This window comes from Sphingomonas sanguinis NBRC 13937, from assembly GCF_001591005.1.
GTDB lineage: Bacteria > Pseudomonadota > Alphaproteobacteria > Sphingomonadales > Sphingomonadaceae > Sphingomonas > Sphingomonas sanguinis.
In genome coordinates this window covers 52,867-70,434 of record NZ_BCTY01000006.1, presented here as the reverse complement: position 1 = coordinate 70,434, position 17,568 = coordinate 52,867, and the positions used below count along the sequence as shown (strand labels likewise).

Sequence of the window (17,568 nt, the reverse complement as noted above, 5' to 3'; positions counted from 1 at the left end):
GATCGCTCCTCCGGGCCTTTTTCGTGTCTTCGCGAAAGCCGATCAGCGATCGAGCGGCTTCGCGACTTCCGGCTGCATCGCGGGATCGTCCACCACGTCCAGCATGCCGCGACCGACATAGCTGCGCTTGCGGCTGTAGAGGAAGTAGATCGCCAGGCCGATCGCGCCCCAGCCCGGCAGGACCAGGATCGCGACCAGCGGCAGCGAGAAGTACAGATACGCGCAACCGAGCATCGCGGCAGGCGCAACGATGAACACGGCGGGCGTGCGGAACGGACGCTTGCGCGTCGGATCGGTCTTGCGCAGCACCATCACCGACAGCGCCACCATGAAGAAGGCGAACAGCGTGCCCGAGTTGGAATAGTCCGCCAGCTTGCCGACCGGCAGGAAGGCCGAGGCGAGCGTCGCGGCAATGCCGGTCACGATCGTCACGACGTGCGGCGTGCGATAGCGCGGATGCACCGAGGCGAGCTTTTCGGGCAGCAGGCCGTCACGCGCCATGGTGAAGAACACGCGGGTCTGACCGAACATCATCATGAGCACGACCGAAGGCAGCGCCAGCGTGGCGGCCAGACCGATCAGGTTGCCGATCTTTTCCCAGCCGATGGTGCGCAGGACATGCGCCAGCGCCTCACGCGAGCAGGACAGCGGCTCGGTCGCGCCGCTGGCGACGATCGCCTTGCACTGCGCGGCGAGCTCCGACGTGCCGGGCGATAGCACGACACCGGCGGCGTCGCGCACCGGCTGCGCCCCCAGCGGCGAGCCGATCGCACCCGCCGACACCAGCAGGTAGAATACGGTGCAGAACAGCAGCGACGCGATCAGGCCGATCGGCACGTTGCGCTGCGGGTTCTTGGTTTCCTCGGCGGCGGTCGACACCGCGTCGAAGCCGACATAGGCGAAGAAGATCGATGCCGCGGCCCCCGCCACGCCGGTCAGGCCGGTCGGCATGAACGGCTCGAAATGCGCACCGTTGATGACCGGCACCGACAGCGCGATGAACAGGGTCAGCGCGGCGACTTTGATCGCGACCAAGATCGCGTTGAAGCGTGCGCTCTCGGTCGTGCCGATGACGAGCAGCCAGGTGACGAGCAGCGAGATGATGACGGCGGGCAGGTTGATATAACCGCCCGAAGAGGGGCCGTTGACCCACTCCATCGGTATGTCGATGCCCAGCAGGTTGCGGATCTGTCCCACGACATAACCCGACCAGCCGACCGCGACGGCCGACGCGCCGACCGCATATTCCAGGATCAGCGCCCAGCCGACCATCCAGGCCAGCAACTCGCCCATGACCGCATAGGTATAGGTATAGGCCGACCCCGCGACCGGCACCATCGAGGCCAACTCGGAGTAGCACAAGGCCGCCACCGCGCAGACGAAGCCCGCCAGCACGAAGGACAGCATCATCCCCGGCCCCGCCTTTTGCGCGGCTTCGGAGGTGAGAACGAAGATGCCCGTGCCGATGACGGCGCCGATGCCCAGCATGGTGAGCTGGAACGCGCCTAGCGATCGTTGCAGCCCCTTCTTCTCGGCGGTCGCCAAAATGGCGTCCAGAGGCTTAACGCGCCCGAAAATCATGAATGTCCAATCCCCCCAAGGGAAGGGCCGCCCCGATCGAGGGCGCGCCCGGTGTTTGGTGAATGATTAGGAAGGTTAGCTGCAATTTTATTACGCGCAATCCCTAAGGTGCGTGGGATGCGATCGGGAGAGTGGAAAGGCGGTGATTGCCGCCACCTTCTACCGTCAGCACTGAGGAATGGGATCACCAATCCATCTCGCGGTAAGCCCCTCCCGTAAACGGGAGGGGTTTGGGGAGGGCAGGGTGTCTCACTGAGACCGTCGCCTGTGGCTTTCTCTCCCCCATCCCAGTTTCAGGTAAACGATGCCCCGCATCGTTTAGGTCATGCCGGGGGCATGACCGACCTGAAACTCGTTTACGGGAGGGGAGCGGCAAGAGGCTCTGTCAACGCGCCAGCATCGGGCCGAGCGGCTTGCCCGCCAGGATATGGACGTGAAGATGCGGTACTTCCTGCCCCGCATCCGCTCCGATATTGGCCAGCAGCCGGTATCCCGGCTCCACCGCGCCAGCCTCCCGCGCGACATGGCCGACGGCGCGGACGAACCCGGCAATCTCCGCCTCGCTGGCGCGGGCCGAGAAATCGTCCCACGACACATAGGGGCCGCGCGGGATCACCAGAATATGCGTCGGCGCATGCGGCGCGATGTCGTGGAAGGCGATCGCCCATTCGTCTTCGTAGACCCGCTTCGACGGGATTTCGTCGCGCAGGATCTTGGCGAAGATATTCTGGTCGTCATAGGGCAGCGTGGCGTCGATCGGCATCGAAACTCTCCGGGGGTTTAGCGGGGCCGCGCGGCCTTTTCGTCATGACCCGACACACCCTCGCGCCGCGCCAGTTCGGCGCGAACATCGTCGAGTGTGTGGCCGGTATCGGCCAGCAGGACGATCAGGTGGAACATCAGGTCGGCGGCCTCGGACACGATCTTGTCGGGCTGGGCCATGGCGGCGATGACGGTTTCGACCGCTTCCTCGCCCAGCTTCTGCGCGATCTTGGGGCGTCCCTTCGCGAACAGGCTGGCGGCATAGGAAGTGGCGGCGTCGCCTGCGTCGCGGCGTGCGCGGATCGTGGCTTCGAGGCGGTCGAACATGTCCATGGCGGCTGGGTGGCGCGGGGCGGCGTCCGCGTCAATCCTTGCGGTTGCGGCGGCGCATCGCGCGGCGAAGAAACCAGATCGCGCCGATGGCGAAGACGAACAGCGCGATGTCCGACAGCTCCGGGTGGGTGCGGACGCGGATGATGCCGCTATGGCCGTTGGCGGGGGTCATGATCGCGAGGGGCATGGGGGGATTTTAGCAGCGTCTGCCCGGCCGGTCATCCAAGGGATTCTGGTTCACGCGAAGCCGCGAAAATCAATGCGCTCGAACCGGCACCCCCGCCGCCGCCAGCGCCCGGTGCGCGTCGGCAATCGAGGCATCGCCGAAGTGGAAGATCGACGCCGCCAGCACCGCCGAGGCATGACCGTCGCGCACGCCCGCGACCAGATCGTCCAGCCCACCGACGCCGCCCGACGCCACCACCGGCACGCTGGTCCGGTCGGCGATGGTGCGGATCAGGTCGAGGTCATAGCCGCCACGCGTCCCATCGCGATCCATCGACGTCACCAGCAACTCGCCCGCGCCCAGTTCGGCCAGGCGCAGCGCGTGTTCGACTGCATCGATCCCCGTCGCGCGCCGCCCGCCATGGGTGAACACCTCCCAGCCGGTTGCGGTCCGCCGCGCGTCGACGCTGGCGACGCAGCATTGGCTGCCGAATCGCTCGGCAATGTCGGAGACGACTTGCGGGTTACTGACGGCGGCCGAGTTGACCGCCACCTTGTCCGCGCCTGCCAGCAGAAGCGCGCGCGCATCCTCCGCCGTGCGCACGCCGCCGCCGACGGTCAGCGGCATGAAGCACACCGCCGCCGTCCGCCGCACCACATCAAGGATCGTGCCGCGCGCCTCATGGCTGGCGGTGATGTCGAGGAAGCATAGCTCGTCCGCGCCCGCCGCATCATAGGCGCGCGCCTGCTCGACCGGATCGCCCGCGTCGATCAGGTCGACGAAGTTGACGCCCTTGACCACGCGCCCATTGGCGACGTCGAGGCAGGGGATGACGCGCGCGCGGACGGTCATGCGGCCGCCGCCACCGACAGCGCCGCCGCCAGATCGAGCCGCCCGTCATAGAGCGCCCGGCCGGTGATGACGCCCTCGACTCCGTCCTGATGATGGAGCGCCAGCATATGGATGTCGCCGATCCCCGCCACGCCGCCGCTGGCGATCACGGGAATCCGCACCGCGCGGGCGAGGTCGACGGTAGCGGGCACGTTGCAGCCCTTCAGCATCCCGTCGCGACCGACGTCCGTGAACAGCAGCGAGGCGACGCCCGCATCCTCGAACCGGCGCGCGAGATCCTCGACCGAGACGGTCGACACATCGGCCCAGCCGCGCGTGGCGACCATGCCGTCCTTGGCATCGACCGCGACGACGATGCCGCCGGGATAGGCCTTGGCCATGTCGCGGACGAAGTCGGGATTCTCCAGCGCCGCCGTGCCGATCACGACGCGCGACACGCCTACGTCGAACCAGCGTTCGACATTCTCCGGCTTGCGGATGCCGCCGCCCAGCTGGACATGGCCGGGAAAGGCTTTGACGATCGCCTGCACCGCCTCGCCATTGACCGACTCGCCCGCGAACGCGCCGTCGAGGTCGACGACGTGCAGGTGCTGAGCGCCCGCCTCGGCGAACAGCATCGCCTGGTGGGTGGGATCGTCGCCATAGACGGTGGCGCGGTCCATATCGCCCTCGGCCAGACGCACCACTTGGCCGCCCTTCAGGTCGATGGCGGGGAAGACGATCAAGCTCACGGATGCCACTCCAGGAAACGGGTGAGGAAGGAGAGGCCATAACGCTGGCTCTTCTCGGGATGGAATTGCGCGCCGACCACCGTGTCGCGGCCGATCGCGGCGGTGACGGGGCCTGCATGGTCGGTCGTCGCCAGCACATGCTCGCCGGTAAAGGCATAGCTGTGGAGGAAATAGGCCTCGCCCGGCACGATCAGCGGATGCTCGCGGGTCGGGCGGACATCGTTCCAGCCCATATGCGGGACCTTCGCCGCCGGATCGGAGGGCATGAGGCGCGTCACGCGGCCGGGAATCCAGCCCAGGCCCCGATGCTCGCCCATCTCGTCGCTGGCGTCAGCGAGCAACTGCATACCGACGCAAATGCCCAGGAACGGCTGCGCGCGGGTGAGGGCGGCGTCGCGCAACGCCTCCTCCAGTCCGTCGACCGCGCGCAAATTCGCCGCGCAGGCCCCGAACGCGCCGACGCCCGGCAGCACGATCCGGTCGGCCTTGGCGATCACATCCGGGTCGGCGGTGATGACGACATCGCTCGCCCCCGCCGCGCGCAGGGCATTGTCGACCGAATGGAGATTGCCCGATTCGATGTCGATCAGCGCCAGCGTCACAGCATGCCCTTGGTCGAGGGGATGGCGTCGGCCTTGCGCGGGTCGATCTCGACCGCCATGCGCAGGGCACGGGCGAGGCCCTTGAAGATGCTCTCGGCGATGTGATGGTTGTTGTGGCCGTGCAGCAACTCGACATGGAGCGTGATGCCCGCCTCCTGCGCGAAACTGTGGAACCAATGCTCGATCATCTCGGTCTGGAGCGTGCCCAGCATCGGATTGGTGAACGGCACCTTCCACACCAGCCAGGGCCGCCCCGAAATGTCGAGCGCGGTGCGGGTCAGCACCTCGTCCATCGGCGACAGCGCCTCGCCGTAGCGGGTGATTCCACGCTTGTCGCCCAGCGCCTTGGCAAAGGCCTGTCCGATCGCCAGCGCGCTGTCCTCGGTGGTGTGATGCCCGTCGATATGCAGGTCGCCCTGAACCCTGACCGACAGGTCGATCAGCGAATGCCGCGACAGCTGGTCGAGCATATGGTCGAGAAACCCGATGCCGGTGGCGTTCTGATAGACGCCGGTGCCGTCGAGATTGACGGTGACGTCGATGACGGTTTCCGCGGTGGCGCGGTGGACGGTGGCGGTGCGCATGGCCCCTCCCTTAAACACCTATCCGTCCCATGCAATCTTGACCCGCGATCAAAGGCCGCTAGTCCATGGGCCATGACCGAAGGATTGCCCGACAGCCTCATCCCCTATGACGACATCGTGCAGGAGGCCCTGCGCGCCGTGGTGGGGCGTGTGCTCGGCCCGGTGGCGGAGACGGGGCACCTGCCCGGCACGCACCATTTCTATATCACCTTCAAGACGCAGGCGCCGGGTGTCGACATCCCGCAGCGGCTGGTCGAGCGATTCCCGGACGAGATGACGATCGTCCTGCAGAATCGCTTCTGGGACCTGACGGTGGACGAGAATCGCTTCTCGGTCGGCCTCAGCTTCAACCAGGTGCCGTCGAAGCTGGTGATTCCCTATTCGGCGATCACCCGCTTCCAGGACCCCGAGGTTCAGTTCGAGCTGGGCTTCCATGTCGCCGACGATCCCCAGAGCGATCCCGATCCGCATGGCTCGGCCGAGAATGACGAGCCGGTCGCCAAGCCGGTCGAGGACGGCAGCAACGTCGTCGCGGTGGATTTCAAGCGCAAGAAGTAAGGCTGCGGAGGACGCGGCCCGCCCGCTGATATAGGCAGGCCTGCTCCACCATCTTGGTGAGGCAGGATGCGGTGGCCAAACGCCAAACCCCTCCGCGTTCTCCGCGCCTCCGCGCGAATCAAATCTTCCTTGTTCCCCGGCGAAGGCCGGGGCCCAGGCTCCACAAAGTATAAGGCGCGCCACGCGGTTGCGAGGGAGGCGAGTGCCAAACTCTATCGAGAGTGCGCCGTAACTGGACCCCGGCTTCCGCCGGGGTGGGGCTTGAGGGTCGGGCTCGCCCTTCTACATTCACCGGGAACCCAATCCCCATCCGGTGAGTCGCCTCCGTCATGACCCAGACCCGCACCGAAACCGACTCGATCGGCCCGATCGAAGTCCCCGCAGACGCCTATTGGGGCGCGCAGACCGAGCGCAGCCTCGAAAACTTCCCCTTCGGCGAACGCGAGCGGATGCCGGTGGGCATCGTGCACGCGCTGGCCATCGTCAAAAAGGCCGCCGCGCGAATCAACCGGGGCCATGGCCTCGCCGCCGAGAAAGCCGATGCCATCGAGGCGGCGGCGCAGGAGGTGATCGACGGCCGGCATGACGACCAGTTCCCGCTGGTCATCTGGCAGACCGGCTCCGGCACCCAGTCCAACATGAACGCCAATGAGGTGATCGCGGGCCGCGCCAATGAGATGCTGACCGGCACGCGCGGCGGCAAGTCGCCGGTCCATCCCAATGACGATGTGAATCGCGGCCAGTCGTCCAATGACACCTTCCCGACCGCGCTGCATGTCGCCGCCGCGTCGGCGGTGACGAAGCAGCTCTTCCCCGCGCTCGACCGGCTGCACGCGGCGCTGGACGCCAAGGCGAAGGAATGGGATTCGATCGTCAAGATCGGCCGTACCCATTTGCAGGACGCGACGCCGCTGACCCTGGGCCAGGAATTTTCCGGTTATGTGCAGCAATTGGCGAATGCCCGCGACCGGATCGAGGGGACGCTCCACCGCAATATCCTGCCGCTGGCGCAAGGCGGGACGGCGGTCGGCACCGGGCTGAACGCCCCCCACGGCTTTGCCGAGGCGATCGCGGCGGAGATTGCCGAGGCGACCGGCCTCGACTTCGTGAGCGCGCCCAACAAGTTCGAGGCGCTGGCCAGCAATGACGGGCTGGTCGACCTACACGGCACTTTGAACGTCTTGGCGGTGGCGCTGACCAAGATCGCCAACGATATCCGCCTGCTGGGCTCCGGCCCGCGCTCGGGCCTGGGCGAGCTGGAGCTGCCCGCCAATGAACCGGGCAGCTCGATCATGCCCGGCAAGGTCAATCCGACCCAGTGCGAGATGCTGACCATGGTCGCGGCGCAGGTCATCGGCAACAATGCCGCCGTCACGGTCGGCGGCTTGCAGGGGCATCTGGAACTCAATGTCTTCAAGCCGCTGATCGGGGCGAATGTGCTGCGCTCGATCCATCTGCTGGCGGTCGGCATGGAGAGCTTTGCGACACGCACGGTCGAGGGGATGACGGTCAATCGCGACCGGATCAGCGAGTTACTCGACCGCTCGCTGATGCTGGTGACCGCGCTGGCGCCCGAGATCGGCTATGATAATGCCGCGAAGATCGCCAAGCACGCGCACCAGAAGGGGCAGACGTTGAAGGAGGCCGGGCTGGAGCTCGGGCTGGTCGATGAGGCGACTTTCGACCGGGTGGTGCGGCCGGATTTGATGCTGGGGCGGTGAGGGTCGGGTCTTACCCCCGATCTTCCCACCCCTTGGCCGGATAGGCGGGCAGGGCGATCCGGTAATGGATCGCCGCCCCGCGCAGCAGGAAGCCCGCCAGCGCCGCGATCGGCCCCGCGCCCGGGACGCCCAGTTGCATCAGCACCACATAGCTGGTCGAGGCGAGCGCGGCGGCGGTGACATATAGCTCGGGACGCATCAGGATCGACGGTTCGCCCGCGATCACGTCGCGAATGATGCCTCCGACACAGGCCGAGACCACGCCCAGCATCGCCGCCGGAATAGGCGGGATGCCATAGCCGCTCGCCTTCGCCGCTCCATAGACCGCGTAGGCCGCCAACCCCACCGCATCGAACCAGTCGAGCGCGCTGCCCCGCCACCAGCGCTCCGGCGTCGCCCAGACCGCGACCGCCACAATCAGGCAGACGAGCGGCACCCGCGCGTCATGCACCCAGAAGACCGGCGCATCGATCAGCAGGTCGCGCAGCGTGCCACCGCCGACACCGGTGATGAGTGCGAAGAAGACCAGCGTCACGATCGTCTGGCGATGCTTGGCCGCCGCCAGCGCGCCGGATACGGCGAAGACGGCCAGCCCCGCCAGGTCGAGCCAGGGCATCACGGCGGGCAGCATGGCGGTCGGTTGGGGCAGCATCACGGGCGACCCTAGAGGGGCTTTCCTCCTCCGGAAAGGGCGTCGGCGATATGAACGCGACGTTATCTCACGTTCATGCAACGGACAGTAGAATTGGAACGTTACGGCGTCAGAACACATCGAAAAGGAAGTTTGTCATGCGGAAATTGATGCTTGCCCTGGGCTGCACCGCCATGGTCGTCCCTTCGCTCGTCCTCCCGGCCACCGCCGCCGATGCGCAGCGTCGCTATAAGTATCGCGAGTGGCGTGACGATCGCGGCCGCGTTCGCTGCCGCAAGCCAGACGGCACCACCGGCCTGGTGGTCGGCGGTGTTGCGGGCGCACTGCTGGGTCGCACGATCGATACGCGCGGCGACCGCACGCTGGGCACGCTGGGCGGTGCCGCCGTCGGCGCACTGGCCGGTCGCGAGATCGAACGCGGCACCAGCAATCGTCGCTGCCGCTAAGAAAGCTGTTCCCGTTCGGGAAGCACAGGGGCGTCACCTTCGGGTGGCGCCCTTTCTCGTTTCATGATCTGTTGAGGGTAACAGAACAGATGTCCCTGTATTGCCGGTGAACAGGACGTAGTTTCCCGTTCACGCAACATTGCGGAATGGCGCGGGTTCTGTTCTCCATCTTCAACGGGAGTTCAGTTATGCGTATCGCTCTGTTGTCGGCGACGATCGCCGCCACTGCCTTTACGGCCATTCCTGCCGAGGCGCAGCGCAATGGATGGGAAGCGCGCCAGGAATATCGCGAAGAGGTTCGCGACGCCCGCCGCGATTATAATCGCGATGTCCGTAACGCCGATTCGCGCCGCGACATCCGCGAGGCCCGGCGGGAATATCGCGAAGACATCCGCGATGCGCGCAAGGATTATCGCAAGGAAATGCGGAATGTCCGCTGGCGCAATTATGACTATAACCGGTTCGAGCCGGGCCAGCGCGGCTATTATCCCGAGCGTTATTATCGTGATGGCCGCTATTATCAGCCGCGTGCGCTGGGCCGGAACGACCGCATCTATCGGGGAATGAATGGCCGCTACTACTGCCGTCGCAATGACGGCACGACCGGTCTGGTGATCGGCGGTCTGGCGGGCGGTGCGCTGGGCAATGTGATCGCGGGCGGCGGGTCGCGCCTGCTGGGCACCGTGATCGGTGCGGGCGGCGGCGCGCTGCTGGGCCAGCAGATCGACCGCGGGCAGGTCCGCTGCCGCTAAGTCGCCTTGGCGACCAAAAGCACGGCCCGGTGGGGAAACCCGCCGGGCCGTTTGCTGTTAGATGAACCCGCCGCCCAGCATCAGGCGAAGGCCGAAGATCAGGATGAGGATCAGGTTCAGATTGCGCCCCGTGTCGCGCGACGACAGCGCGCCGACCGCCGCGCCGATGATCGCGATGGGAATGACGAACCAATAGCCCCAGGCAAAGAAGGGCAGGAACGGCACGATCCCCAGCACGAGGGCGACCAGGCCGATGAGGATGGAAAACAGGTTCAGCATGACCCGAAAGATGGCGACCGTCATGCCGGACTGCAAGAACCGCGCGGTGCCTTGGCGTGTCATCCCGTGCTGGGACGAACAGCTGCACCTTCGGAGCCGGTCGTTAAGGAACGGACCGTATCCTCATGCTAAGGCACGGTCATGATGGCCAAGATGCGACCGCTGCTGATTCCGCTGGGATGCCTGTTACTTGCCGCGTGCGGGGGCAAGTCGGACGACGATGCGCAGCTCAATGCGCTCGACAAGGAACTCGCCGCGATGAACGACGGCAGCCCTGCCCGCGACCCGCAATTGCGCGAGGCGCTGGCCGGTCAGATCATGGTTGATCCCGGTCTGACCCAGACCTCCAACGCCAATGCCGTGCGTCCGCCCAACCGGCCCGCCAGCGACAAGGTGCCGTCCATGCCCTTGCCCGCCGACCCGGTCGATCCGCGCACACTGAAGGCCGCGCCCGCCGCATCGCGCGATTGCCCCGAATGCCGTGCCTCGGCAGGGGCGTTTACCCTGGCGGCCAAGGCGGGCCAGCAGGCTGCGAACGCTGCCTGCCTGTCCGGCCTGCGTTACTCGGCGGGCTGGGCGCAGCGGCTGCCGGGTGCCTTCGCCCCCTATCCGGGCGCGCAGGTCGCGGAGGCGGCGGGCAACGACGCCAACGCCTGCGCCTTTCGCATCGTGTCGCTGCGCACCGCCGCGCCGCCTGCCAAGGTCATCGACTATTATTACACCCGCGCCAGCGGAGCGGGGTATACTGCCGAGCACAAGATGGACGGCGGCCAGCATGTGCTGGGTGGCACGCGGGGCGGGGCGGCGTACATGGTCTATGCCACCCCGCGCGATGGCGGCACCGATATCGATCTGGTGGTGAAGGGCGGGTAGAAAGTCCTGCCCGATACGGGGGCGTCTGACCGAGGGGGCTTCCTCATAAGACGTCCTCAGCGGCATGCCCCCTCCACCAGCCTGCGACTGGTCCCACTCCCGTACCGGGGAGGATCGGACGTTCGCTTGTCCTTTGCGTGAAACGCGGCGTTGCGCTAAGGGCGGCAGAATTATGTCACCGCTTCTACTCGTGATGCTGGGCGGCGCGCTGGGCTCGGGGGCCAGGCATCTGACCGGGCGGTTCATGCTCCAGACGTTCGGACCCGACTTTCCCTATGGCACGCTGACCGTCAACTGGGTGGGCGGCCTGCTGATGGGTGTGCTGGCGGGAGTGCTCGCGCGCCATGGCGGGTCCGAGGGGTGGCGCATGTTCATCGGCGTCGGGATATTGGGGGGCTTTACCACCTTCTCCTCCTTCTCGCTCGATACCATCACGTTGATCGAACGCGGCCAGATGACGGTCGCGCTCGGTTATATCGCCTTGTCGTTGCTGGGTTCGCTGGCCGCGTTGTGGGCCGGACTTTCGATTACAAGGATGTTTGCATGACGGACTCTGTCCGCCAATTCACGGTCGGCTATGACGATGACGGCATCCGGCTGGACCGCTGGTTCAAGCGGCATATGCCCGACACCAGCTTCACCACGGTCGCCAAATGGGCGCGTACCGGCCAGCTGCGCGTCGATGGCCTGCGCGCGACGCCGGGTGACCGGATCGCGGCGGGCCAGGTGCTGCGTGTGCCCCCCGCCGAGCCCGCACTGGCCGAAAGCAGCAAGCCGACGATGCGCCCGCGCCACATCCTGTCCGAGGATGAGGAGTCTTTCGCGCGCGAGATGGTGATCCACAAGGACCGCGACGCTCTGGTGCTGAACAAGCCGCCCGGCCTGGCGACGCAGGGGGGGACCAAGACGACCACCCATGTCGACGGCCTGCTCGACGCGTTGCAGTTCGAGGCGGAAGGGCGGCCCAAGCTGGTCCACCGGTTGGACAAAGACACGTCGGGCGCGCTGCTGGTCGCGCGCAACGCGCGCGCGGCGGCGTTCTTTGCCAAGGCCTTTTCCGGCCGCACCGCCAAGAAGATCTATTGGGCGCTGGTCGTCGGCGTGCCCTCGATCGACGACGGCACGATTGAGCTGCCCATCGCCAAGCAGCCGGGCACCGGCGGCGAAAAGATGCATGTCGACGAGGAAAACGGCCAGTCGGCACGCTCGCGCTACCGCGTGATCGAGCGCGCGGGCAATAGCTGCTGCTGGGTCGAGTTGCAGCCATTTACCGGCCGCACCCATCAGCTGCGCGTGCATATGGCGGCGATCGGCCACCCGATCGTCGGCGATGGCAAATATGGCGGCGCGGCGGCGTTCCTGACCGGCGGGATCAGCCGCAAGATGCATCTGCACGCGCGCCGTATCCGCGTGGACCATCCCGATGGCGGCCGCATCGACCAGACCGCCGAACTGCCGACTCACTTCGCCGAATCGATGAACCAGCTCGGCTTCGACGAGATTCGCGGCGACGTCCTGCCCCAGGACGAGGATCGCGGCCCGCCGCCCAAGGACGTCCTGAAGCAGCGCGCCAAGGCCCACGCCAAACAATATCGCAAGGAACGGCGCGGCGAACGGCGCGGCCGGGGCGCGCGGTAACCCAATCCTTTCTATCGAAAAGGCCCCGCCGACCTGGGTCGACGGGGCCTTTGATGTCAGGGGAGGGGGCATGACGCCCCCATCCGGTTAGCGGCGGCAATAGCCGGGGTTGTTCGACTTTTCGATCGCGTTACCGGCCAGCGCACCGGCGCCACCGCCCAGGATCGTGCCGAGGGTACGGTCGCCCCGGGTGTCGATGGTGCGGCCCAGCAGGCCACCGGCGATCGCGCCGACGATGGTGCCCGTCGTGCCGTTGTTGCAGCGCTGCGGACCGCGATAGGCGTAGCCGCGCTGGTCGTAATAGCCGCGATCACCCCGGTAGCCGCGATCGTAACGCGGGCCACGGTTGTAACCGTCCGAATAGGCATCGCCATAAGCGCGGTCGTAGCGGTCATAATAACGCTGCGCCGAGGCAGCGGTCGGAACCATGGCCGTGGCGCCGACGGCAAGGGCGGCGGCAGCGAGCGAGAGCTTCTTGAACATCACAATCTCCCTTGATCTTCAAACCGGCGGCGGCGGGGTGATTCCCGTCGTCGTTGAAGCCCTTATGGGTGATTCGCCATGTTCCGATGCTGAATGCGGTTGTTAGCTGTTGTTCATGCGAAACGTCATGCTTCCCCCCATGCGGGCTTGCCGATAGGAGGGGGCGATGACGCGCCCGCGCCTTGCCCTGTTCGATTGCGACGGCACCCTGGTCGATAGCCAGGCCAATATCTGCCTCGCTGCTGTGGAGGCGTTCAGCCTTTCCGGCCTGACCCCACCGCCCGCCGCCGCGATTCGCCGAATCGTCGGGCTCAGCCTGGTCGAGGCGATGCGCGTGCTCGCGCCGCAGGAGAGCGAGGCGGCGCACCACCAGTTGGCGATGGATTACAAGGCGGCGTTCTTTCGGCTCCGTACGGAGGGGGCGATGGAGCCCGAGCCTCTGTTCGAGGGCATCCCCGCGCTGCTCGACCATCTGGCGGCGCAGGGCTGGCTGATGGGCGTGGCGACGGGCAAGTCGGATCGCGGTCTGGCGCGGGTGCTGGCCGAACATGGGCTGGCGCATCATTTCGTGACCTTGCAGACCGCCGACCGGCATCCGTCCAAGCCCGACCCTTCGATGGTCCTGGCCGCCATGGCCGAGACCGGGGTCGCGGCGGAGGACGTGGCGATGATCGGCGACACCAGCTTCGACATGGCGATGGGCAAGGCGGCGGGCGCGTTCGCGGTCGGCGTCGCCTGGGGCTATCATGACGTGCATGAGCTGGTGAGCGCGGGTGCCGAGGTCGTGGCGCAAGAGGTGGCGGACCTGCCCGCTCTGCTGGTGCGCGCATGAGCCGCGAAAGCCTGGCGCGGCGGCGCTGGTTCATCATCATGGGCGTGCGCCTGATCGGCGTTGCGGGCGCCTTGTTCGGCGTGGTGCTGGCGTCGCGCGGGGTGGCATGGCCGCACAAGGCGCTGGGCGTCGCCATCGTCTTTTCCGCGCTGGGCATGATCGCGGTGGTGCCGACGGGCCTCGCCCACCGCTGGCGGAGTGACGGCGAATGAAGCGGTTCTGGAAAGACGTCACCGTCGATGCCGAGCGAGTCGTGCGGCTGGACGATCGGCCGGTGCGCACGCCGGGCCGGGTGCCGCTGGCGCTGCCGACGCCTTCACTGGCCGAGGCGGTGGCGGACGAGTGGCGCGGTGTAGAGGAAACGGTCGATCCGCGCGCCATGCCGCTGACCGGGCTGGCCAATGCCGCGATCGACCGGATCGCGGCGGACCCGGCCCCCTTTGCCGAGGGGCTGGCGCGTTATGCGGAGACCGATCTGCTCTGCTACCGCGCCGATTCGCCGCCCGAGCTGGTGGAGCGACAGGATGCGGTCTGGAACCCGCTGCTCGACTGGGCGCGGGATCGCTATGATGTCCGTTTCACGCTGGTGACCGGCATCATGCACCAGCCCCAGCCCGAGGCGACCGTCGAGCGGCTGGCCCAGGCGGTGGCGGTGCTCGATCCGTTCCGGCTGGCGGCCCTCTCGCCGGTGGTGACGATCACCGGATCGCTGGTGCTGGCACTAGCGCTGCTGAAGGGCGCGGCGGATGCGGATGCCGTGTGGCAGGCCGCCCATGTCGACGAGGATTTCCAGGCCGAGATATGGGGCGAGGATTATCTCGCGATCGAGGCGCGGGAGGCCAAGCGGCGCGAGTTCGACGCGGCAGTGCGGTTCTTGGGGGCGCTGGGATAAGTCCAGCGTCGTTCTCGTTCAGGTCCGGTGACGCTACCAGGGTCTGACCCCGGCGACGGGCCGGGGGTGCCTTGAAAAAGGAACGCCGTCCTTACTTCGTCGTCAGCTTCCGAATGAACCCGATCAGCCCGGTCTGGCGCGAGCGCTTGAGCCGTTCGGCTTGCAGGATGGTCTTCACCCCCTGGAAGCATTGCTCGACATCGTCATTGACCAGGACATAGTCATATCCGTCCCAGTGGCTGACCTCGTTGGTCGCGCGCGCCATGCGGGCGTCGATCACCTCGACCGAGTCGGTCGCGCGGCGCTCGAGTCGCTGGCGCAATTCCTCCATCGACGGGGGGAAGATGAATACGCGGACCACGTCGCCGCCCGCGATCTGGAACAGCTGCTGCGCACCCTGCCAGTCGATATCGAACAGCACGTCCTTGCCCGCGGCCAGCATCGCCTCGACCTGCGCGCGCGGCGTGCCATAGCGGTTGTCGAAGACATGCGCCCATTCGAGGAACTCGTCATTCGCCACCATGCGGCGAAATTCCTCGAGGTCGACGAAATGATAGTCCTTGCCGTCGACTTCGCCCGGCCGCATCCCGCGCGTCGTGGCCGAAACCGACATCTGCAAGCCGTCATCATCGGCCAGCAGCTTGCGCGCGATCGTCGACTTGCCCGCACCCGAGGGCGAGGACAGCACGAACAACATGCCGCGGCGCTTCAGCTTGTGGGGATCGTCGGGATGGGCGGGCGAATTGGACATGCCTGCCTTTGACGCACGCAGTCGCAGCGCGTCAAGACATGCTTGACGCGCTGCGGCAAGAGGAGGGGACGAAAGCGTTATTCGTAGCGGCCGCTCGCGGCCTTGTTGGCCTTGTGTCGGTCATAGGCCTTCTTGGCGGCATAACCGCCACCGAGCAGCAGACCCAGCGGGCCCAGGCGGCGCATCCCGCCCACGGCCAGCGCGCCGATGGCGGCACCCTTGAGGCCGTCATTGCCTTCACGACGGCTGACTTCGCGCCCGACGAGCGCGCCAATAATACGTCCGATCATGCTGTCTCTCCGAAAATCCGGTCCTTGATCTCGCCCGCGCCGCGCAGCACCGCCCAGCCCACCGCATAGGTGATGGCGAGCGGCAGCACGATTTTCAGGACATTGGCGGTAACCGCGCCGATGACCGCGCCGTCCGCGACACCGTCGTCGCCCGACATGCCGTCGATCGCGGCGCCCACCATGGCGCCAATGGTCGTTGCACCCATGCTCTTGCCCTTCCTTGCTCGGCGGAGAAAAGCATGGAGAGGGGGATGGGTTCCGCCTTGCGTCATTCCTCCCCAGCAAGGGGAGGGGGCCAGCAAAGCTGGTGGAGGGATATCGCCGCTACCGAGAGCGGGACACCCCTCCGTCGCGCTACGCGCGCCACCTCCCCTTACAGGGGAGGAAAAAGGTTACGCCTTGGCCGCGACCTTAGCCTCGATCGCGTCCCAGATCAGACCCGCGACATCTGGCCCGTCGAACTTTTCGATCGCGACGATGCCGGTGGGAGAGGTGACGTTGATCTCGGTCAGCCATTCGCCGCCGATCACGTCGATGCCGACGAACAGCAGCCCGCGCCGCTTCAATTCCGGGCCCAGTACCGCACAAATTTCGCGCTCACGCTCGGTCAACTCGGTCTTCTGCGCCGAGCCGCCGACCGCCAGATTGGAGCGGATCTCACCTTCGCCCGGCAGGCGGTTGATCGCGCCCGCGACCTCGCCGTCGATCAGGACGATGCGCTTGTCGCCCTTCGCGACGGCCGGAAGAAAGGCCTGCACCATATGCGGTTCGCGATAGGCGGTGTTGAACACCTCGATCAGCGCGGACAGGTTCGCGCCATCGCGGCCGACCTTGAAGATCGCCTTGCCGCCATTGCCGTGCAGCGGCTTGATGACGATCTCGCCATGCTGGGCCAGGAAGGCGCGCGCCTCGTCCAGCGAACGGGTAACGAGCGTCGGCGGCATGAACTGCGGATAGTCGAGGACGAAGACCTTTTCCGGCGCGTTGCGCACGCTGCGCGGATTGTTGACGACCAGCGTCTTCTCGGCGACCCGCTCCAGCAGATGCGTGGCGGTGATATAGCCCAGGTCGAAAGGCGGGTCCTGGCGCATCAGGACGACATCGGCCTCGTCGCCCAGGTCCAGCTTGACGGGCTCGCCGAAGCTGTAGTGATCCCCCGCGACCCGCTGCACGGTGACGGGATGCGCGCTCGTCCAGAGATGCCCGTCCGACCAGTTCAGGTCGCCCGCGTCGTAATGGAACAGCCGGTGCCCGCGCGCCTGCGCCGACAGCATCAGCGCGAAGGTCGAGTCCCCTGCGATGTTGATCTGGTCCATCGGGTCCATCTGGACGGCGACGGTCAGCGGCTTCGACATGGGGGCTTCCTTCCTTGGGGTGTTGCGGACGGGAGGTAATCGCTGCCTGCGCGCCTGTCACCCACACCATGCGTTTTCGATATGATGCGGCCGTGTCCCCGGCGCGAGCAGGATGACGTCGACGCGGATATCGTCGCCCGGCCCGGCATAGCTCGGCATCAGTATCTCGGCGGCAGCGGCCACCCGCGCCAGCCGCCTCTCGTCGATCGCGAAGTCCAGCTCGGCGGCCGTCTTGCGGGTCTTGACCTCGACAAACGCGACCAGCGACCCGCGCCGGGCGATCAGGTCGACCTCGCCCGCAGGCGTGCGCACCCGGCGGTCGAGGATGGTCCAGCCCTTCAGGCGAAGCCACCACGCGGCGAGGCGCTCCCCGCGGCGGCCGGATTGTTCGGCCTTACGGCGCTGATTTACATCTCTACGTGAGCCGCACATGGA

At 66.7% G+C, this 17,568-nt stretch carries 26 protein-coding genes; 10 read left to right on the top strand and 16 right to left on the bottom strand.

What is annotated here, in order from left to right:
- Nucleotides 1-42: 42 nt before the first annotated feature.
- The 8 genes from SSA01S_RS05165 to hisB form a co-directional block, all read right to left on the bottom strand.
- Nucleotides 43-1,581, bottom strand: coding sequence for an amino acid permease (locus tag SSA01S_RS05165; protein WP_061779513.1), 1,539 nt, complete (start codon nucleotides 1,579-1,581; stop codon nucleotides 43-45).
- Nucleotides 1,582-1,966: 385 nt separating this feature from the next.
- Nucleotides 1,967-2,344 carry a histidine triad nucleotide-binding protein gene (locus tag SSA01S_RS05160; protein ID WP_061779512.1) on the bottom strand — a complete coding sequence of 126 codons (378 nt, stop codon included), beginning with the start codon at nucleotides 2,342-2,344 and terminating at the stop codon, nucleotides 1,967-1,969.
- Between the two features lie 17 nt (nucleotides 2,345-2,361).
- Nucleotides 2,362-2,676, bottom strand: a complete 315-nt coding sequence (locus SSA01S_RS05155; protein WP_058752128.1) for a phosphoribosyl-ATP diphosphatase — start codon at nucleotides 2,674-2,676, stop codon at nucleotides 2,362-2,364.
- 31 nt (nucleotides 2,677-2,707) lie between these two features.
- Nucleotides 2,708-2,863, bottom strand: a complete 156-nt coding sequence (locus SSA01S_RS19770) for a hypothetical protein (protein WP_167348890.1) — start codon at nucleotides 2,861-2,863, stop codon at nucleotides 2,708-2,710.
- Nucleotides 2,864-2,932: 69 nt separating this feature from the next.
- The gene (gene hisF / locus SSA01S_RS05150; RefSeq protein WP_058732181.1) at nucleotides 2,933-3,694 is read right to left on the bottom strand and encodes an imidazole glycerol phosphate synthase subunit HisF; all 762 of its coding nucleotides are present in this window, start codon (nucleotides 3,692-3,694) and stop codon (nucleotides 2,933-2,935) included.
- Nucleotides 3,691-4,425, bottom strand: a complete 735-nt coding sequence (gene hisA / locus SSA01S_RS05145; RefSeq protein WP_061779511.1) for a 1-(5-phosphoribosyl)-5-[(5-phosphoribosylamino)methylideneamino]imidazole-4-carboxamide isomerase — start codon at nucleotides 4,423-4,425, stop codon at nucleotides 3,691-3,693. Before hisA ends, hisF begins: the two co-directional genes overlap by 4 nt.
- The gene (hisH, locus tag SSA01S_RS05140) at nucleotides 4,422-5,027 is read right to left on the bottom strand and encodes an imidazole glycerol phosphate synthase subunit HisH (protein ID WP_061779510.1); all 606 of its coding nucleotides are present in this window, start codon (nucleotides 5,025-5,027) and stop codon (nucleotides 4,422-4,424) included. The genes hisA and hisH overlap by 4 nt, the downstream gene beginning before the upstream one ends.
- Complete coding sequence (gene hisB, locus SSA01S_RS05135) at nucleotides 5,024-5,611, bottom strand: imidazoleglycerol-phosphate dehydratase HisB (RefSeq protein ID WP_061779509.1); 588 nt, start codon at nucleotides 5,609-5,611, stop codon at nucleotides 5,024-5,026. The genes hisH and hisB overlap by 4 nt, the downstream gene beginning before the upstream one ends.
- A gap of 72 nt (nucleotides 5,612-5,683) precedes the next feature.
- On the opposite strand from hisB, the gene SSA01S_RS05130 reads away from it, so the two are divergent.
- Both SSA01S_RS05130 and fumC read left to right on the top strand, forming a co-directional pair.
- On the top strand, nucleotides 5,684-6,169 hold the full coding sequence (locus SSA01S_RS05130; protein ID WP_042486441.1) for an SspB family protein: 486 nt from the start codon (nucleotides 5,684-5,686) through the stop codon (nucleotides 6,167-6,169).
- Nucleotides 6,170-6,498: 329 nt separating this feature from the next.
- A complete protein-coding gene (fumC, locus tag SSA01S_RS05125; protein ID WP_061779508.1) occupies nucleotides 6,499-7,890 on the top strand; it encodes a class II fumarate hydratase in 1,392 nt (463 codons plus the stop codon).
- A gap of 10 nt (nucleotides 7,891-7,900) precedes the next feature.
- Here fumC and SSA01S_RS05120 read toward each other — a convergent pair whose 3' ends face one another.
- Nucleotides 7,901-8,542 carry a trimeric intracellular cation channel family protein gene (locus tag SSA01S_RS05120; RefSeq protein WP_061779507.1) on the bottom strand — a complete coding sequence of 214 codons (642 nt, stop codon included), beginning with the start codon at nucleotides 8,540-8,542 and terminating at the stop codon, nucleotides 7,901-7,903.
- Nucleotides 8,543-8,679: 137 nt separating this feature from the next.
- Between SSA01S_RS05120 and SSA01S_RS05115 the strand changes: the two genes are divergently transcribed.
- Both SSA01S_RS05115 and SSA01S_RS05110 read left to right on the top strand, forming a co-directional pair.
- Nucleotides 8,680-8,988 (top strand): glycine zipper 2TM domain-containing protein, encoded by a 309-nt coding sequence (locus SSA01S_RS05115; protein WP_058715332.1) that lies wholly within the window; start codon nucleotides 8,680-8,682, stop codon nucleotides 8,986-8,988.
- A 188-nt stretch (nucleotides 8,989-9,176) separates the two neighbouring features.
- Nucleotides 9,177-9,740: a glycine zipper 2TM domain-containing protein gene (locus SSA01S_RS05110; protein ID WP_061779506.1), complete on the top strand. Its 564-nt coding sequence runs from the start codon at nucleotides 9,177-9,179 to the stop codon at nucleotides 9,738-9,740.
- Nucleotides 9,741-9,797: 57 nt separating this feature from the next.
- Here SSA01S_RS05110 and SSA01S_RS05105 read toward each other — a convergent pair whose 3' ends face one another.
- On the bottom strand, nucleotides 9,798-10,043 hold the full coding sequence (locus SSA01S_RS05105) for a hypothetical protein (RefSeq protein WP_240954595.1): 246 nt from the start codon (nucleotides 10,041-10,043) through the stop codon (nucleotides 9,798-9,800).
- A 117-nt stretch (nucleotides 10,044-10,160) separates the two neighbouring features.
- On the opposite strand from SSA01S_RS05105, the gene SSA01S_RS05100 reads away from it, so the two are divergent.
- The 3 genes from SSA01S_RS05100 to SSA01S_RS05090 all read left to right on the top strand — a co-directional run bounded on the left by SSA01S_RS05100 (nucleotide 10,161) and on the right by SSA01S_RS05090 (nucleotide 12,530).
- Entirely contained in the window at nucleotides 10,161-10,892 is a 732-nt protein-coding gene (locus SSA01S_RS05100) for a hypothetical protein (protein WP_061779505.1), read from the top strand.
- 172 nt (nucleotides 10,893-11,064) lie between these two features.
- Nucleotides 11,065-11,439: a fluoride efflux transporter CrcB gene (crcB, locus tag SSA01S_RS05095; RefSeq protein WP_082794938.1), complete on the top strand. Its 375-nt coding sequence runs from the start codon at nucleotides 11,065-11,067 to the stop codon at nucleotides 11,437-11,439.
- The gene (locus SSA01S_RS05090) at nucleotides 11,436-12,530 is read left to right on the top strand and encodes an RluA family pseudouridine synthase (RefSeq protein ID WP_058732172.1); all 1,095 of its coding nucleotides are present in this window, start codon (nucleotides 11,436-11,438) and stop codon (nucleotides 12,528-12,530) included. The genes crcB and SSA01S_RS05090 overlap by 4 nt, the downstream gene beginning before the upstream one ends.
- Before the next feature lie 87 nt (nucleotides 12,531-12,617).
- Here SSA01S_RS05090 and SSA01S_RS05085 read toward each other — a convergent pair whose 3' ends face one another.
- Nucleotides 12,618-13,013: a glycine zipper 2TM domain-containing protein gene (locus tag SSA01S_RS05085; RefSeq protein WP_058715339.1), complete on the bottom strand. Its 396-nt coding sequence runs from the start codon at nucleotides 13,011-13,013 to the stop codon at nucleotides 12,618-12,620.
- 166 nt (nucleotides 13,014-13,179) lie between these two features.
- Between SSA01S_RS05085 and SSA01S_RS05080 the strand changes: the two genes are divergently transcribed.
- From SSA01S_RS05080 to SSA01S_RS05070, 3 genes are read left to right on the top strand one after another with little or no spacing between them, the layout of a single operon-like run.
- Nucleotides 13,180-13,845 (top strand): HAD-IA family hydrolase, encoded by a 666-nt coding sequence (locus SSA01S_RS05080; RefSeq protein ID WP_058732171.1) that lies wholly within the window; start codon nucleotides 13,180-13,182, stop codon nucleotides 13,843-13,845.
- Nucleotides 13,842-14,057 (top strand): hypothetical protein, encoded by a 216-nt coding sequence (locus tag SSA01S_RS05075; RefSeq protein ID WP_058715341.1) that lies wholly within the window; start codon nucleotides 13,842-13,844, stop codon nucleotides 14,055-14,057. Before SSA01S_RS05080 ends, SSA01S_RS05075 begins: the two co-directional genes overlap by 4 nt.
- A complete protein-coding gene (locus SSA01S_RS05070; RefSeq protein ID WP_061779503.1) occupies nucleotides 14,054-14,737 on the top strand; it encodes an ATP12 family chaperone protein in 684 nt (227 codons plus the stop codon). Before SSA01S_RS05075 ends, SSA01S_RS05070 begins: the two co-directional genes overlap by 4 nt.
- A 91-nt stretch (nucleotides 14,738-14,828) precedes the next feature.
- On the opposite strand, the gene gmk is transcribed toward SSA01S_RS05070, so the two are convergent.
- From gmk to SSA01S_RS05045, 5 genes are all read right to left on the bottom strand, one after another.
- Entirely contained in the window at nucleotides 14,829-15,488 is a 660-nt protein-coding gene (gene gmk / locus SSA01S_RS05065) for a guanylate kinase (protein ID WP_170171388.1), read from the bottom strand.
- A 77-nt stretch (nucleotides 15,489-15,565) separates the two neighbouring features.
- The gene (locus SSA01S_RS05060; protein WP_061779502.1) at nucleotides 15,566-15,778 is read right to left on the bottom strand and encodes a hypothetical protein; all 213 of its coding nucleotides are present in this window, start codon (nucleotides 15,776-15,778) and stop codon (nucleotides 15,566-15,568) included.
- Nucleotides 15,775-15,984: a hypothetical protein gene (locus SSA01S_RS05055; RefSeq protein WP_058732168.1), complete on the bottom strand. Its 210-nt coding sequence runs from the start codon at nucleotides 15,982-15,984 to the stop codon at nucleotides 15,775-15,777. The genes SSA01S_RS05060 and SSA01S_RS05055 overlap by 4 nt, the downstream gene beginning before the upstream one ends.
- 186 nt (nucleotides 15,985-16,170) lie before the next feature.
- The gene (gshB, locus tag SSA01S_RS05050; RefSeq protein ID WP_061779501.1) at nucleotides 16,171-17,133 is read right to left on the bottom strand and encodes a glutathione synthase; all 963 of its coding nucleotides are present in this window, start codon (nucleotides 17,131-17,133) and stop codon (nucleotides 16,171-16,173) included.
- A gap of 57 nt (nucleotides 17,134-17,190) precedes the next feature.
- On the bottom strand, nucleotides 17,191-17,565 hold the full coding sequence (locus tag SSA01S_RS05045; protein WP_061779500.1) for a YraN family protein: 375 nt from the start codon (nucleotides 17,563-17,565) through the stop codon (nucleotides 17,191-17,193).
- Between the last annotated feature and the right edge of the window lie 3 nt (nucleotides 17,566-17,568).